General features: G+C 62.8%; 15 protein-coding genes. 3 read left to right on the top strand and 12 right to left on the bottom strand.

What is annotated here, in order from left to right; all coding sequences use genetic code 11:
• Together ribB and K3725_RS13570 are read right to left on the bottom strand one after the other, a co-directional pair.
• Entirely contained in the window at positions 1 to 1128 is a 1128-nt protein-coding gene (gene ribB / locus K3725_RS13565; RefSeq protein ID WP_260015845.1) for a 3,4-dihydroxy-2-butanone-4-phosphate synthase, read from the bottom strand.
• Positions 1129 to 1345: 217 nt separating this feature from the next.
• Positions 1346 to 1933 (bottom strand): riboflavin synthase, encoded by a 588-nt coding sequence (locus tag K3725_RS13570; protein WP_260015846.1) that lies wholly within the window; start codon positions 1931 to 1933, stop codon positions 1346 to 1348.
• Between the two features lie 163 nt (positions 1934 to 2096).
• Between K3725_RS13570 and K3725_RS13575 the strand changes: the two genes are divergently transcribed.
• The 3 genes from K3725_RS13575 to K3725_RS13585 all read left to right on the top strand — a co-directional run bounded on the left by K3725_RS13575 (position 2097) and on the right by K3725_RS13585 (position 6636).
• Entirely contained in the window at positions 2097 to 3389 is a 1293-nt protein-coding gene (locus K3725_RS13575; protein ID WP_260015847.1) for a capsule biosynthesis protein, read from the top strand.
• Positions 3390 to 3484: 95 nt separating this feature from the next.
• The gene (locus tag K3725_RS13580) at positions 3485 to 4618 is read left to right on the top strand and encodes a polysaccharide biosynthesis/export family protein (protein ID WP_260015848.1); all 1134 of its coding nucleotides are present in this window, start codon (positions 3485 to 3487) and stop codon (positions 4616 to 4618) included.
• A 5-nt stretch (positions 4619 to 4623) separates the two neighbouring features.
• Positions 4624 to 6636, top strand: coding sequence for a capsular polysaccharide biosynthesis protein (locus tag K3725_RS13585; RefSeq protein WP_260015849.1), 2013 nt, complete (start codon positions 4624 to 4626; stop codon positions 6634 to 6636).
• A gap of 73 nt (positions 6637 to 6709) precedes the next feature.
• On the opposite strand, the gene ribD is transcribed toward K3725_RS13585, so the two are convergent.
• From ribD to rpoD, 10 genes are all read right to left on the bottom strand, one after another.
• Positions 6710 to 7786, bottom strand: a complete 1077-nt coding sequence (gene ribD / locus K3725_RS13590) for a bifunctional diaminohydroxyphosphoribosylaminopyrimidine deaminase/5-amino-6-(5-phosphoribosylamino)uracil reductase RibD (RefSeq protein ID WP_260018612.1) — start codon at positions 7784 to 7786, stop codon at positions 6710 to 6712.
• A 20-nt stretch (positions 7787 to 7806) separates the two neighbouring features.
• Complete coding sequence (nrdR, locus tag K3725_RS13595; protein ID WP_260015850.1) at positions 7807 to 8274, bottom strand: transcriptional regulator NrdR; 468 nt, start codon at positions 8272 to 8274, stop codon at positions 7807 to 7809.
• 122 nt (positions 8275 to 8396) lie between these two features.
• Positions 8397 to 8813: a secondary thiamine-phosphate synthase enzyme YjbQ gene (locus K3725_RS13600; RefSeq protein WP_260015851.1), complete on the bottom strand. Its 417-nt coding sequence runs from the start codon at positions 8811 to 8813 to the stop codon at positions 8397 to 8399.
• Between the two features lie 59 nt (positions 8814 to 8872).
• Positions 8873 to 9298, bottom strand: a complete 426-nt coding sequence (locus K3725_RS13605) for a hypothetical protein (RefSeq protein ID WP_260015852.1) — start codon at positions 9296 to 9298, stop codon at positions 8873 to 8875.
• Positions 9299 to 10074: 776 nt separating this feature from the next.
• Positions 10075 to 10476 (bottom strand): hypothetical protein, encoded by a 402-nt coding sequence (locus K3725_RS13610; RefSeq protein ID WP_260015853.1) that lies wholly within the window; start codon positions 10474 to 10476, stop codon positions 10075 to 10077.
• 106 nt (positions 10477 to 10582) lie between these two features.
• Positions 10583 to 10879 carry a hypothetical protein gene (locus tag K3725_RS13615; RefSeq protein ID WP_260015854.1) on the bottom strand — a complete coding sequence of 99 codons (297 nt, stop codon included), beginning with the start codon at positions 10877 to 10879 and terminating at the stop codon, positions 10583 to 10585.
• Positions 10880 to 10962: 83 nt separating this feature from the next.
• Positions 10963 to 11508: a DUF4166 domain-containing protein gene (locus K3725_RS13620; RefSeq protein WP_260015855.1), complete on the bottom strand. Its 546-nt coding sequence runs from the start codon at positions 11506 to 11508 to the stop codon at positions 10963 to 10965.
• Entirely contained in the window at positions 11505 to 11948 is a 444-nt protein-coding gene (locus K3725_RS13625) for a thiol-disulfide oxidoreductase DCC family protein (protein ID WP_260015856.1), read from the bottom strand. Before K3725_RS13625 ends, K3725_RS13620 begins: the two co-directional genes overlap by 4 nt.
• Positions 11949 to 12434, bottom strand: coding sequence for a hypothetical protein (locus K3725_RS13630; RefSeq protein WP_260015857.1), 486 nt, complete (start codon positions 12432 to 12434; stop codon positions 11949 to 11951).
• 48 nt (positions 12435 to 12482) lie between these two features.
• On the bottom strand, positions 12483 to 14465 hold the full coding sequence (rpoD, locus tag K3725_RS13635; protein ID WP_260015858.1) for an RNA polymerase sigma factor RpoD: 1983 nt from the start codon (positions 14463 to 14465) through the stop codon (positions 12483 to 12485).
• Positions 14466 to 14511 lie beyond the last annotated feature (46 nt).

Here is a 14511-nt window from a genome sequence, read left to right on the forward strand (position 1 = left end):
TCAAGCGTCCTTCAGAATGGGGCGGCTGCCGGTGATGGACAGGCCATAGGCATCCAGGCCGACGTATTTGGTCGAGGGCGAGTCGGTCAGCAGGATCAGCTCATGCAGGCCCAGGCCCGACAGGATCTGGGCGCCGATGCCGGTCTGCTTGATGGTCACCGTGCGCGGGCCTTCGTCCTCGTTGGCATAAAGCGCGTTGCGCGGCTGGCGGAACAGGGTCACGACGCCGCGGCCTTCTTCGGCAATGATCTCCATGGCGCGGGGCAGCTGGCGGGCGGACTTGGGGCCGAGGCCCAGAATATCCGTTGCCTCGTGCAGCGCGTGGGTGCGCACCAGCACCGGTTCTGGTGTAGTGATGTCGCCCTTGATCATCACCACGTGTTCGATACCGTGGGTCTGGTCGGTGAACAGCCGCATTTCCCACTCGCCGCCGATTTCCGAGGTCACGGTCTCGCGCGAGGTTTCCACCACCAGGTTGTCATTGCGGGCGCGGTAGGTGATCAGGTCGGAGATGGTGCCGATCTTCAGTCCGTGTTTTTGGGCGTATTCGACCAGGTCAGGCAGGCGCGCCATGGTGCCGTCTTCCTTCATGATCTCGCAGATCACCGATGCCGGGTAATGGCCGGCCAGACGGGCAACGTCGCAGCCTGCTTCGGTATGGCCCGCACGGACCAGCACCCCGCCCCGGCGCGCGCGCAGCGGGAACACGTGGCCCGGCGTAGCGATATCGGCTGCGGTTTTGTCAGGGTCGATGGCGGTGGCCACGGTCAGGGCGCGGTCGGCGGCGGAAATGCCGGTGGACACCCCTTCGCGCGCTTCGATGGAAACGGTAAAGGCCGTCTCGTGGCGCGAGGAGTTGTGCAGCGCCATCATCGGCAGCCCCAGCTCCTCGATACGCTCGGCCGGCATGGTCAGGCAGATCAGGCCGCGGCCGTGGGTTGCCATGAAGTTGATCGCAGCCGCATCGGCGTGCTGGGCGGGGATTACCAGGTCGCCTTCGTTCTCGCGGTCCTCGTGGTCGACAAGGATGAACATCCGGCCCTGGCGGGCCTCCTCGATGATATCTTCGATCGGGCTGATGGCATCGCGCAATTGCGCCTCAACCGGCCCCGGTGTTTCAAAGCTCATATGGCAGCCTTTCAATGCGCATGGGCAGCACGCCTGGCACTGCGGGTTCTTTCCCAGCCAGATAGCCCAGGCCGGCGGCAAATGCCAGTCCTGCAAACGGCAACCGGACGTCCGGACGCGTCCTGTGCGCAGGCGCACAGGGTACTGAGGGGCGCTGCCCCTCGGCCTGACGGCCTCACCCCGGAGTACTTTGGGAAAGATGAAGGGACGGGCGCGTTCAGCCTGCCTCGTGCAGCCGGGCGACGTAGCGGGCCAAGGTGTCGATCTCGAGGTTGATGCGGTCGCCCAGCTTCACATCACCCCAAGTTGTCACTTCCTTGGTGTGCGGGATGAAGTTGATGCCGAAATCGCAGCCGTCCACATCGTTCACCGTCAGCGAAGTGCCGTTCAGCGCGACCGATCCTTTGGGCGCGATGAAGCGGGCCAGCGCCTGAGGCGCGCGCAGGGTGACGCGGGTGCTGTCACCCTCGTCCTTCATCTTCACCACTTCGGCGACGCCATCCACATGGCCGGAGACGATATGGCCGCCCAGTTCATCGCCGACTTTCAGCGCGCGTTCCAGGTTCACCCGCTTACCCACGGCCCAGCTGTCCAGGTTGGTCTTGGACACGGTCTCAGCCGAGATCTGCACATCATACCAGTCCTCGCCCAGCGCGATCACAGTCAGGCAAACACCGTCCGAGGCAATGGAGGCACCGAGGTCAATGGTGGCGGTGTCATAGGCCGTGCGGATGCGGGCGCGCAGGTCGCCCTGCTGCTCCAGTTCGGCAATGGTGCCCACATCGGTGATGATGCCAGTAAACATGGGTGCGCTCCCCGCAGGTCATATGTCATTCCTGCCGCAGAGGTAGCCAAGCCGCGCGGCCTTCACAAGCCCCGGCTTGTGTTTGCAGCCGGCCAAGCCTTAGTTTCGCCCCAGTCAAATGTTAATCAAATCCTGAAATCGCTCCTTTATAACACTCCTCGTGATGCCAAAAGCCGCCTTGAAACACCGCAGCTTCCTGTTCCTGCAAGGCCCGCACGGGCCGTTCTTTGCCGCGCTCGGACGGATGCTGAGGGCGGCGGGCTGCGAAGTGGCGCGGGTGGGGTTCAATGCCGGCGATGAGGCATTCTGGCGCCCCAAGGCGAGTTACCTCCCCTATGACGGAAGCCCCCAGGATTGGCCTAATTACCTGGCCGGAGTGCTGGAAAGCCGCGGGGTGACGGATATTGTCCTGTACGGCGATACCCGCCCCATTCACGCCACTGCCGTCGCGGCGGCGCGGCAGCGCGGCATCACCGTGCATGTGTTCGAGGAAGGCTACCTGCGCCCGTATTGGGTCACCTATGAGCGCGGCGGCGCCAATGGCCATTCACGGCTGATGGAAATGACTGTACCGCAGATGCAGGAGGCACTGGCACTATCCGACATGGAAGCGCCGCTTCCGCCCGCGCATTGGGGCGATATGCGCCAGCATGTGTTTTATGGTGCGCTGTACCACTGGTTCGTCATGTTCCGGAACCGCAAGTACAGCAACTTCCGGCCGCACCGGGCGCTGCCGGTGACCAAGGAATTTCAGCTCTACCTCAAGCGTCTGCTGCTGATGCCGTTTCAGGCATTGGAGCGGCGGCTGGCGGAGCGGCGCATCCGCAATGGCGGATTTCCCTATCATCTGGCGCTGCTGCAGCTGGAGCACGACAGTTCCTTCCAGATGCATTCCCCGTTCACAAGCATGGGCGATTTCCTGGCTGAAGTGATCACCGGCTTTGCCGAAGGCGCACCGCGCCATCACCATCTGGTCATTAAGGCGCATCCTCTGGAGGATGGCCGGGCCCAGGTGCGGCGCACCCTGCGCCGGCTCGCGCAGGACCACGGTATTGCCGGGCGGGTGCATTATGTGCGCGGCGGCAAGCTGGCTCAGCTGCTGAATGAAGCCCGCAGCGCGGTAACTGTCAATTCCACGGCCGGCCAGCAGGTGCTGTGGCGCGGCATTCCGCTGCGGGTGTTCGGCCGCGCGGTCTATGGCAAGCCGGAGTTTGTGTCGGAACAGCCGCTGGCCCAGTTCTTTGCGGCCCCGGCGCGCCCTGACAGCCGCGCCTATAAGGATTACCGGCGGTTCCTGCTGGAAACCTCGCAAGTGCCGGGCGGCTATTATTCCCGCGAAGGGCGGCGCCAGCTGCTGCGCCAGGTTGCCGACATGATGCTGGCGGGTGAAGACCCATATGACGCTCTGCGGCTGGGCACAGCGGCTCCACGGCAACAGTTGCGGCTGGTGACCTGAAGCGGAAACACCCAAAGACTGGATTTTTTCCTGCCAGCCGGTTAGGTTGCCCCTAAAACTTGAGGCAAACAATAATTGGTCGAGGAGACCGAGCAGTGAAATCCGTTCCCCTTCGCTGGGCGCGTCCCGTGGCAATGCTGGCAGCATTGACCCTTGCTGCGTCCTGCGGTCTGCCGAAAGTCGGCCCTTCCAAGCGCCAGATCTTTGCCGGTTCGGTGCAGCGCGAAGGCGATGCCTTTATCGTTTCCGTCAATGACCGGGTTGCCCGCGCCACAGCCGTGGTTCCGGCACTCGGCTTTTCCTCCGGGTTCACTTCGGCGGGCAAGCTGACGTCGGACACCATCCGCCCCGGCGACGTCCTTGGGCTGACGGTCTGGGAAAACGTCGACGACGGGCTTTTGGCTGCAGAAGCCACCAATTCAACTGTGCTGGAAGAAGTGCAGGTCGACAGCGCCGGCTATATTTTCGTGCCTTATGCGGGCCGCCTGCGCGCCTCTGGCAATACGCCTGAGCAGCTGCGCGAAACCATCACCAGAAAGCTTGAGGATCAGACCCCTGACCCGCAGGTGCAGGTGCGCCGGCTGGCAGGGGATGGCGCCACAGTCAGCCTGACCGGCTCTGTGGGCGCACAGGGTGTCTATCCCATCGAGCGCCCGACCCGGACATTGTCCGCGATGCTGGCCCAGGCCGGCGGCGTGACGATCCAGCCTGAAATTGCCCAGGTCACCGTGATCCGGGGCCAGGAAAAGGGCAAGATCTGGTTCCAGGACTTGTTCGACCACCCGGAGCTGGACGTGGCCCTGCGCGGCGGCGACCGCATTCTGGTGGAGGAGGACACGCGCTCCTTCACCGCGCTGGGTGCAACATCCGCTCAGGCAAGGGTGCCGTTTGAAAGCCAGGATCTGTCGGCGCTAGAAGCCATTGCACAGGTCGGCGGCCTGATCTCCACCGCCGCTGACCCGACCGGTGTCTTTGTCCTGCGCAATGAACCTGCCGAGATCGCAAACCAGGTACTGGGCCGTGATGATCTCATCGGCGCGCAGCGGATGGTCTATGTACTGAACCTGACGCAGCCGAACGGGCTGTTCATGGCCCGCGATTTCGTGATCCGCGACGATGACACGCTCTATGTGACTGAGGCTCCCTACGCTCAGTGGACCAAGACCATCTCCCTGCTGCTTGCCCCGGTGGGATCGCTGGCCAGCACCTCCTCAGCTGTCAGCGGCTAGGCAAGATGCGCCTGACTGCAGGCCGCCAAAAAGCCGGGAGCGCAGCATCCCGGCTTTTTGTCTACAACGGCGGCTTTGTTACTCAACACCGGATGCGGCGCATCCTTGAGCTGTCCGGCTATTCCATCCGCGTGGGCCTGCCGCAAGCAGAAGACCTGGTCGGCATCTGGGGTGCCTCGCCCACCGCGCACCGCGGGCGGGCTGTTGCTGCAAAGCGCGGCTGCGGACTGCTGCGGGTGGAGGACGCGTTTTTGCGGTCGCTTCATCCCGGCCGCGCGGGAGAACCGCCTGCGGGCCTGATGCTGGACCGCTCCGGCGTGCATTTCGATGCGGCGGAGCCGTCGGATCTGGAACAGCTGCTTGCAGCCCACCCTCTGGATGACGCGCATCTGATGCAACGGGCGCGCGACTCCATTGCCCGCCTCAAGTCAGCGCATCTCAGTAAGTACAACGCGTTTGATCCCAGCGCATCAGTGCCCGAGCCTGGCTATGTTCTGGTTGCTGATCAGGCGCGTGACGATGCCTCCGTTACAGCCTCACGTGCGGACCGGGCGCGGTTTCTGGAAATGCTGGCGTTCGCACAGGAAGAGCACCCCGGCGCACGGGTTCTGATCAAGACCCATCCCGAGACGCTGCGCGGATACCGGGCGGGATACTACGACGCGGATGATGCGAATGGGCGTGTGCAACTGTTTACAGACAGTGTCTCCCCGTGGGCGCTGCTGGACGGGGCCATCGGGGTTTACACGGTCTCATCGCAACTGGGATTCGAGGCAATCCTGGCGGGTCACAAGCCACGGGTGTTCGGGCAGCCGTTTTATGCGGGCTGGGGGCTCAGCGCGGATGACGCCCCGCCCCCGCGGCGGCAGCGGCGGCTGACCCGGGCGCAGCTGTTTGCTGCGGCGATGATCCTTTATCCGAAATGGCACGACCCGTTCCGGGATGAGCTGTGCGAGCTTGAAACGGTGCTGGACAACCTAGAGGTCCAGGCGCGGGCCTGGCGTGAGGACAGCCTAGGCTGGGCCGCCTCTGGCATGCGGCTTTGGAAGCGCAAACCATTGCAAAAGTTTTTTGGCGCGCACAGGCGGGTGCTGTTCACCGATGATGCCGCCAAGGCACAGGCCAGCGGCCGCAGACAGATGGTCTGGGCTGGCAAGGCCTCAGCGGCCCAGGCAGGCGCGGCGCGGGTAGAGGACGGTTTCCTGCGCTCCCGCGGGCTAGGGGCGGAACTGGTGCCGCCGCTGTCGCTGGTGACCGACCAGCAGGGGATCTACTACGATCCGCGCCAGCCGTCGGACCTTGACGCTCTGATTGCCCGGCGGGCTGAAATGACCCAGGCTGAGGAGCGCCGCGCAGAGCGGCTTGTGCAATCGCTGATCCGGGGCGGTGTTTCGAAGTATAACCTAGGCGGCGCGGCCACCGCCCTGCCGGAGGGCCGCCGGATCCTGGTGCCGGGCCAGGTGGAGGACGACGCCTCGATCCTTTGCGGTGCTGGCGAGGTGCGGACAAATCTTGACCTGCTGCGCGCCGTGCGGGCCGCCAATCCGGATGCGGTGATCGTCTACAAGCCGCACCCGGATGTGGAGGCAGGCCTGCGCAAGGGCCGGATCGCAGCAGAGGAGCTGGCTGATGTTGTTGCCAGGCAGGCCGATCCAATGTCGCTTCTCGGCGATGTGCAGGAAGTCTGGACGATGACCTCTCTTCTGGGGTTCGAGGCGCTGCTGCGCGGGGTTAAGGTCGCAACGCTTGGCACCCCCTTCTATGCCGGTTGGGGGCTGACAACCGACCTGGCACCGGTTCCGCCCTGGCGGCGGGCGCAGGTGCCGCTGCTGGGGCTCGCCCACGCAGCTTTGATCGACTATCCGCGCTATTTCGACCCGGTGACCAGCCGGCCCTGCCCGCCGGAAGTGGCAGTGATGCGCTTGCGTCAGGGACATCTGCCGCATCCGGGCCTCAGCAACCGGCTGCTATCAAAGCTGCAAGGACTGTTCGCAACTTACGCCCATCTGTGGCGCTGACCGGGGCAGAGGCGCTCCCGCGCCTGCAGGATGCACAGGCTGCACCCAGCCGACGCGGAGCAAATTAGAAGGATTACCGCAAAGCCCGTGTCCAGCGGTGCAGGATATCCCTTCCAACCGGGCGCGCCTCAACCAGTTCGAACCGTGGCGCCTCCTCCAGCCTTCCGATCCCCAGCGCGCCGATCGACGGCAGCCCCTCGGCACCGATCCCCAGACCGGCGGTGAAGCCGATCAGCTCATCCACCAAATCGAACGCCAGCAGCGACGCCGCCAATGCGCTGCCGCCTTCGCAGAACACCCGGGTCAATCCAGCCGAACCCAGCTGCTGCAAAACATCTCCGGCATCCAGTTGCACCCCATGCGACGCACAGGGGATCAGCCTGGCACCCAGCCCTTCCCAGGCGCGGATGCGCTCCTGATCAGCTCCATGGCCGTGGCAGAGCCAAACCGGCACCTCCTTGGCGGTGCGGGCCAGCTGACCCATCAGCGGCAGATCCAGGTGGCGCGAGATCACCACCCGCACCGGCTGATGCGCCACCCCTAGATCACGTACAGTCAGCGAGGGATCATCCGCCCGCGCGGTTCCCCCGCCCACCATCACCGCGTCATGGCGGGCACGCATCGCGTGCACGGCACGGCGTGCTTCCGGCCCGGTGATCCATTTGCTTTGACCCGATCCGGTTGCGATGCGGCCGTCAAAACTGCCCGCCAGCTTCAGTGTCACCAGCGGGCGCCCCTGTTCGGTCTTCAGGAAGAACCCGGCATGGTCCCGCGCAGCCTGCGCGCCCCACACGCCAGTATCCACTCTGATACCTGCGTCCCGCAACATCCGGATGCCCTGCCCTGAAACGCGCGGATCGCTGTCCCCGATCGCAGCGACGACTCTCGCCACCCCGGCATCGATCAGCGCCTGCGCGCAAGGCGGTGTTTCGCCATGATGGGCGCAGGGCTCCAAAGTCACATAGGCGGTGGCACCACGCGCAGCGTCCCCCGCCTGCGCCAACGCTTCGGTCTCCGCATGCGGGCGCCCGCCCGGCTTGGTCCAGCCGCGCCCCACAACCCGGCTGCCCTGCACGATGACACAACCCACAGCCGGATTCGGCCAGCAGTTGCCCTGCCCGCGCCGTCCGAGGGACAGCGCCAGCGCCATGTAACGGTGATCCGTATCCATTATTCTTCCGGTGCCACCGGCGGGCGCAGCTCGTGGACGAAGTCCTCAAAGTCGTCTGCTGCCTGAAAGTTCTTGTAAACGCTGGCAAAGCGCACATAGGCCACGGTGTCGATACGGGCCAGCGCCTCCATCACGATTTCACCGATCTTCTTGGAGGGAATATCGGTCTCGCCCATGCTTTCCAGCCGCCGCACGATGCCAGAAATCATCTGGTCGATGCGGTCCGGCTCGATCGGGCGTTTCTGCATGGAAATACGGATAGACCGCTCCAGCTTGTCGCGGTCGAAATCCTCGCGCTTGCCATTGGTCTTGATCACCACCAGATCGCGCAGCTGAACCCGTTCATAGGTGGTAAAACGGCCGCCGCAAGCCGGGCAAAACCGGCGCCGCCGGATCGAAACGTGATCCTCGGCGGGGCGTGAATCCTTGACCTGAGTGTCGATATTTCCGCAAAATGGGCAGCGCATCCGCCTGCTCCCTCAATCCTGTCAGCCTGTTTATTGTGCCGGCGTTTTCCCGGTTATCCACAACTATAGGCGACCCTCCAGAATTTGGGTAGGGGGCATTTGCCGCCGCTACATAAAGAGGTTCAGGACAGATGCGCCGCCACCTGCCGCAGATGCGGCGCATCGCGGTGTTCAAAAAGGTAGATGCCTTGCCAAGTACCGAGCAGCGGGGCACCGTTGCGGACCGGAACCGACAAGCTGACAGGCATCATCGCGGCCTTGATATGGGCTGGCATGTCGTCGGGCCCTTCGTAGGTATGACGCAGATAACCCATGGACGGATCAGAGGACGGCGGCACCAGACGGGCAAAAAATGCATGCAGATCGCCCTGCACCTCCGGGTCGGCATTTTCCTGGATCAACAGGGAACAGGACGTATGGCGCACAAATAGCGTCAGCAGCCCGTCCTGACAGCCCTTCGCTGCCACCCAGGCCTGCACGTCGCGGGTAAACTCATAGAGACCCTGCCCGCGCGTCGGAATGGAGAAGTCATGCTGCATGCGGCCTTTCTGGCGCAAGCACCATGTTCAGGCAACCCTGCACCGCTGGCCGCTGCCCTTTACGGCAGCCAGCGGTCGCGCCCGGGAAGCCGGTCGTAGCAGTAGTTCTGCGCCGAGGTCACCCGCAGGCTGTCCCCTGCTTCACGAATATTCAGCGGCAGGCTGCCGGAGCGGTCAGGAACCCCCGGCGGCAGGCCAAAGGCAAATTGCACGGCTTTGCGCCCTGGCCGGTTCACCGAGGGGCCTTCGCCGCGCCAGACGTAGATCCGCTGGTTCACTGGCGCCCGCAGCTGGCGAATGGCAAAATCGGCGATACTGCACCAGTAGTCCTGGGCGCCGGAGCGGCTCCGGGCGACCACTTCCCAAACACCTTCGGAGACCGGCAACACCTCATTGCGGTTGATCGCCCTCCAGGCGGACGCGGGCACAGGAACGGACAGAACCAATACCAGCATTCCTGACAGCAAAAGTCTCTTGCAGGTCATCTCAACCTCCTACTCCGCCATCCGGAACAACCGTGGATCATAATACCTTCACGGCCGCCCGAACGGCACAAAACAATAATCAAAAGCTCTCTGGACACTCATTGTATCACCAGCTTGCAGGCTGTTAACAGACCCGTATCCGCCAGACGGAGGTGTTTGGGCCAGATTGGAATCCAGCGTGAATTGAACTGCTGACCTGCGGCCCGTGGTTTCACTGGGCCCCAAACCACGTGTTATGTGCAGGCTGGCACTCCAGGGCGCCCCGATAACACGGTGGGCATAGTCTGCGGCACCGCACCAGTACAAGTAACCGTTTCCAGATCTTGGTATCACTTCGAACACACCGCCTGGCATTTGATTGACGTTTATGCTGTGCCGGCTGGCATTGGCTTCGGACCTGACGGGCAGCCCCAACATTAAAATTGCAGCGGCGATAACAGCTGCGGAAACAGGTTTCATGGCGGCCCCCTTTCATTCGGCATGGCGCAAAACGCTGCGCCCGGTTTTCAGGGTACGGAAATCTGAAACACAGGCCATACACACTGCTGTGCAGTCAAACCCGCCCTCAGGCTTCAAGCCGGGACACCGCAGGACACCACCGCACAGGCTTTGGAAACTCCGAGCAATCGCAAGTCCTTAGAGCGGTTGGCCAGATACCCTCTGCCGCCTGCCGCGAACAACCTGCCAAACGGTGGTGATCAGCTCATCCACGCGCTTCTCGCAGCGGCCGCACAAATCTGTGGCCGCCTGTGAACCAGTTCCCCTTCTGGAAGGAACTACAGCGCCGGCGCCTGCACGCAGTACCCGTACCCCTGCTGCACCGACAGGCTTTCACCCGGGCGGAAACCCAGCGACAGCCAGCCCGTCTTGGGCGGCACCCCGGCCTGTTCCGGATGAAGGGTAAACTGCACGGAGGACCGGCGCCCTGTCGTGACGCTGACATCACGTCCGCGCACGACGTAATACCGGTCTGTCCAGTTCGCGCCCAGCACCCGGCGGGCATATTGCGCGCCGGCACACCAATAGTCCCAGGTCCCGCCAGAGCGGCCCGGCACCACCTCGTAGACAAAATCGCTGACAGGCAGAACACGCACACCGCGATTGGCAACGAATGTATCGGCAGCAGCGGGCATGGCTGAAGCGCAGGACAGCAAGGCAGCAGTGATGAGGTTTTTCATCAGGAAATGTCCCTTTGTTTGCCTCAACATAGGGACTAGCCGCATGCTCTCCAAGGATCGATCATGGACGAGACGGCAAGCTCTCGCAGATGTGTGCCGGAAGGTGTCATGCCCGGACGGGAAAAGGAATGATCTCTGCGCTCTCCTGGCGAGGAGCCAGCACTTCTTCCAGAATGGCCAGAACCGCTGCATCAGGTGAAGTTCCGGTTTCAGGATGAAACCGGACCCGGGCCTGATGGCGCAGCATGTCCCGGGTGTGGTCGCTGCTCATCTGTTTCAGTGCGTCACCCTGGCTGGCCATCACCTCCACCATGAACTGATTGGCGCTGACCAGGTTATTCAGCGACTGAAGCTTTCCCTGCAGCGCATCCAGCGCCCCATTCAAATCGGCATGTGCAGACATCTTCTTCCCCCCGGAAGGTAAATGCGGATGCTGCGAGTTTAAAACTCAGGCCGCCGGCGGGCAACGCCACGGTTAGCAAATGGTTAACGCCTAAGGTTCAATTCCGGCAGTGCAATGTGGCCGGTATAGCGAACCAGCAGGCCGAGTCTTGGCAGGCTGGCGGAGATATCAAACCCCAAGTGCCCCTGCGGCGTCTCATACTCCATCGATGCGCTTTCGGGGCACAAAGCCCTCGGCAGCGGAAGTCCGAACAGGCGGGCTTTTTCCACTGAAACCATCAGGGCGCCCTGCTGCACCCCAACTGAAAGCTCCAGCTCAACCGGACCTAAGCGCTCCACCGCGCGGCCCGTGCGCGCATCGTAGCGCAGCACAGACCGGGTCTGATGCTTGCCGAAAACACGCCGCCAGACATGGCCGTTTCCCTGCTGTGCGATGTCCAGCCGGAACCGGCTTTGCGGCATCGGCGGCGGAAATCCTGCCAGCCGGGCCAGCAATTGCGCCCAGCGGGTTCCGCCCTCGACGCGAACCACGCCAAAGCTTCGTTCAGGCGGTTCTGCATGAAACCGCATCAGCGCCGGCGGCACCTGAAGAGATTTTGCGGCGATGATTTCGCCAAAGGCGTCCCTCATCCGCCATAGCCCCCCACGGCAAAGCGGTCGCGGACTTCCCGACTGGGGACCATGCAAGTGTCACGCCGCCCGAACAGGCGGTAGCGGTTGCGGGCGACACTGAAATAGAGCGCATCCTTCAGGCGCTGCGGCAGAAACCGGCACACAGACAAGACCGGCCATGGCCACGGCAGCGCCCGCATCGCCGCGGCAAAGGCATCAAGACGCTGATGGGGGTGTCCGTCAACGATCACCAGGTTGGTCTCAAAATCATCTTGGGGCAGCCCAAGATCACGGTACAGCTGCTGTCCCAGCGGTGACTGCGCGGTGGCAAAGGCAAACTGCCCGGTACGGTCGTGGCGCAGCATGAAGCGGAAGAAGCCCGAGCACAGCACACATTCGCCATCAAAAACGATGAGGAACTTGTGCTCCGGCTCCTGGTTTCGTGCCTTGCCGCTCACCTATTGCCACGCCCCCGTTTCCAAGGAGTATTCCTGCCCGGCTGCGATTTTTGCGTCAAACAGCGGCAAAGGGTAGCCGCTGTCCACACTGCCCGCATCACACCGCAGGTGCGCCAGTTCTTTGCCGCTCTGTTCGACGACAACGCCCCCTTCCATAGGGTTCTGCGCTCCCGGATCCTTCGAAATACTGTAATAAACGATGTAGCGGGCATCGGCATTGGTAAAAATGACTTCCTCCCAGATCGACCCGCCAATGCCCGGCCATGGGGTCATGTCCACGTCGCGCACATCCCGTTTCATTTCAAGTTCCGGCTGCCGCCCAGGTGTCCCGAAAACATAAGTCGCCTGTTCCCCCTGCAAACAGGTCGTCAGCTTTTTTACTCCATCCTTGAATGTACAGGAAACCATCGTCTCGGCTCCCTCAGGACATGCCAGTACTGCTGCGCTGTTGGCCAGTAAAAAAAGGCCGGACAGAAAAATCCTCAAAATACATCTCCATGAAATGCAAAGGCGCCCCAGGGGGCGCCTTCTGTCTTACTGATCCAGGAAACTGCGCAGTTTGCGCGAACGGCTGGGGTGCTTCAGTTTCCTGAGCGCCTTTGCCTCGATCTGGCGGATCCGTTCGCGGGTCACGCTGAATTGCTGACCGACTTCCTCCAGGGTGTGGTCGGTGTTCATGCCGATGCCGAAACGCATCCGCAGAACCCGCTCCTCACGCGGGGTGAGCGAGGCCAGAACCCGGGTGGTGGTTTCCTTGAGGTTCTCCTGAATGGCGCTGTCCAAGGGCAGCACGGCATTCTTGTCCTCGATGAAATCGCCCAGCTGCGAATCTTCCTCGTCGCCGATGGGGGTTTCGAGAGAGATCGGCTCCTTGGCGATCTTCATCACCTTGCGGACCTTCTCCAGCGGCATCTGCAACTTGTCGGCCAGCTCTTCCGGGGTAGGCTCGCGGCCGATCTCGTGCAGCATCTGGCGGCCGGTGCGGACCAGCTTGTTGATGGTCTCGATCATGTGGACCGGGATCCGGATGGTGCGGGCCTGGTCGGCGATCGAGCGGGTGATGGCCTGGCGGATCCACCAGGTCGCATAAGTCGAGAACTTGTAGCCGCGGCGGTATTCGAACTTGTCCACCGCCTTCATCAGGCCGATGTTGCCCTCCTGGATCAGGTCCAGGAATTGCAGACCGCGGTTTGTGTATTTCTTGGCAATCGAGATCACCAGCCGCAGGTTGGCCTCGACCATTTCCTTCTTGGCCTGGCGGGCTTCCTTCTCACCCTTCTGGACCTGCTGCACGATGCGGCGGAATTCGGAGATGTCCAGACCGACATACTGGCCGACCTGGGCCATGTCTGCGCGCAGTTCTTCGACCTTGTCGGTGGAGCGTTCGATGAACATCTGCCAGCCGCGGCCCGGCTTTTCGCCCATGTCGGCCAGCCAGTTCGGGTCCAGCTCGCGGCCGCGGTAGGCGTCCACGAACTCGCGGCGGTTGATGCGGGCCTGGTCGGCCAGCTTCACCATAGAGCTGTCGATCTGCATGACGCGGCGGTTGATGCCATAGAGCTGGTCGATCAGCGCCTCGATCCGGTTGTTGTGCAGATGCAGACCGTTCACCAACTCGACAATTTCCGAGCGCAGCGACTGGTAGCGTGCCTCATCCTCGGAGCTGAAGGAACCATCCTCGTTCAGGGTTGCCGAGATCCGGCTGTCCTGCATTTCGCTGAGTTCGGCGAAGTCGGTGGAGATCCGCTCCAGCGTGACCAGAACCCGGTCCTTGAGCGCGGCTTCCATCGCGGCCAGCGACATGTTGGCCTGATCGTCCTCGTCCTCGTCATCATCGCTGGCAATCGGGTTGCCGTCGGCATCCAGTTCCGGGCCTTCTTCCTTGGCCGGTTTGGCCGCCGACACGGCGGAGGTGTCGACGACCGGCTCTTCCTCGCCGTCCTCATCCAGCTGGTTGCCGAAGGTGGCTTCCAGGTCGATGACGTCGCGCAGCAGGATGTCCTCGGACAGAAGTTCGTCGTGCCAGATGGTGATCGCCTGGAACGTCAGCGGGCTTTCACACAGGCCCGCGATCATGGTGTTGCGGCCCGCCTCGATGCGCTTCGCAATTGCGATCTCGCCCTCGCGGGACAGCAGCTCAACCGAGCCCATCTCGCGCAGGTACATGCGCACCGGGTCGTCGGTGCGGTCCAGCTTCTCGGTCTGGGCGCCGGCCAGCGCAACCTCGCGCGGGCCTTCGGTGGTCACAAGGTCGGTGGTGCCCTTGTTTTCTTCTTCCTCGGCCTCTTCGTCCTCGATGATGTTGATGCCCATTTCGCTGAGCATCGACATCACGTCTTCGATCTGTTCCGAGCTGACCTGATCCGGCGGCAGAACCTGATTGAGCTGATCGTAGGTGATGTAGCCTTTCTCGCGGGCCTCCGCGATCATCTTCTTGACCTGAGCCTGGCTCATATCAAGGGAGATTTCGGCGTCCTGATCGTCAGGTTTGCGGTCGTCGGTGTCTTTGGCGGCCATTAAATGCTCCTACTCAGGGGCTGCGGGGCGATTCGCTGAGCGAATC

Source organism: Leisingera sp. S132 (assembly GCF_025144465.1).
Classification (GTDB): Bacteria; Pseudomonadota; Alphaproteobacteria; order Rhodobacterales; family Rhodobacteraceae; genus Leisingera.

What these genes read in the sequence shown, in the direction of transcription:
- ribB (WP_260015845.1), bottom strand. Translation starts at nt 1,128, where the DNA reads ATGAGCTTTGAAACACCGGGGCCGGTTGAGGCGCAATTGCGCGATGCC.
- K3725_RS13570 (WP_260015846.1), bottom strand. Translation starts at nt 1,933, where the DNA reads ATGTTTACTGGCATCATCACCGATGTGGGCACCATTGCCGAACTGGAG.
- K3725_RS13575 (WP_260015847.1), top strand. Translation starts at nt 2,097, where the DNA reads ATGCCAAAAGCCGCCTTGAAACACCGCAGCTTCCTGTTCCTGCAAGGC.
- K3725_RS13585 (WP_260015849.1), top strand. Translation starts at nt 4,624, where the DNA reads ATGCGCCTGACTGCAGGCCGCCAAAAAGCCGGGAGCGCAGCATCCCGG.
- ribD (WP_260018612.1), bottom strand. Translation starts at nt 7,786, where the DNA reads ATGGCGCTGGCGCTGTCCCTCGGACGGCGCGGGCAGGGCAACTGCTGG.
- nrdR (WP_260015850.1), bottom strand. Translation starts at nt 8,274, where the DNA reads ATGCGCTGCCCATTTTGCGGAAATATCGACACTCAGGTCAAGGATTCA.
- K3725_RS13600 (WP_260015851.1), bottom strand. Translation starts at nt 8,813, where the DNA reads ATGCAGCATGACTTCTCCATTCCGACGCGCGGGCAGGGTCTCTATGAG.
- K3725_RS13605 (WP_260015852.1), bottom strand. Translation starts at nt 9,298, where the DNA reads ATGACCTGCAAGAGACTTTTGCTGTCAGGAATGCTGGTATTGGTTCTG.
- K3725_RS13610 (WP_260015853.1), bottom strand. Translation starts at nt 10,476, where the DNA reads ATGAAAAACCTCATCACTGCTGCCTTGCTGTCCTGCGCTTCAGCCATG.
- K3725_RS13615 (WP_260015854.1), bottom strand. Translation starts at nt 10,879, where the DNA reads ATGTCTGCACATGCCGATTTGAATGGGGCGCTGGATGCGCTGCAGGGA.
- K3725_RS13620 (WP_260015855.1), bottom strand. Translation starts at nt 11,508, where the DNA reads ATGAGGGACGCCTTTGGCGAAATCATCGCCGCAAAATCTCTTCAGGTG.
- rpoD (WP_260015858.1), bottom strand. Translation starts at nt 14,465, where the DNA reads ATGGCCGCCAAAGACACCGACGACCGCAAACCTGACGATCAGGACGCC.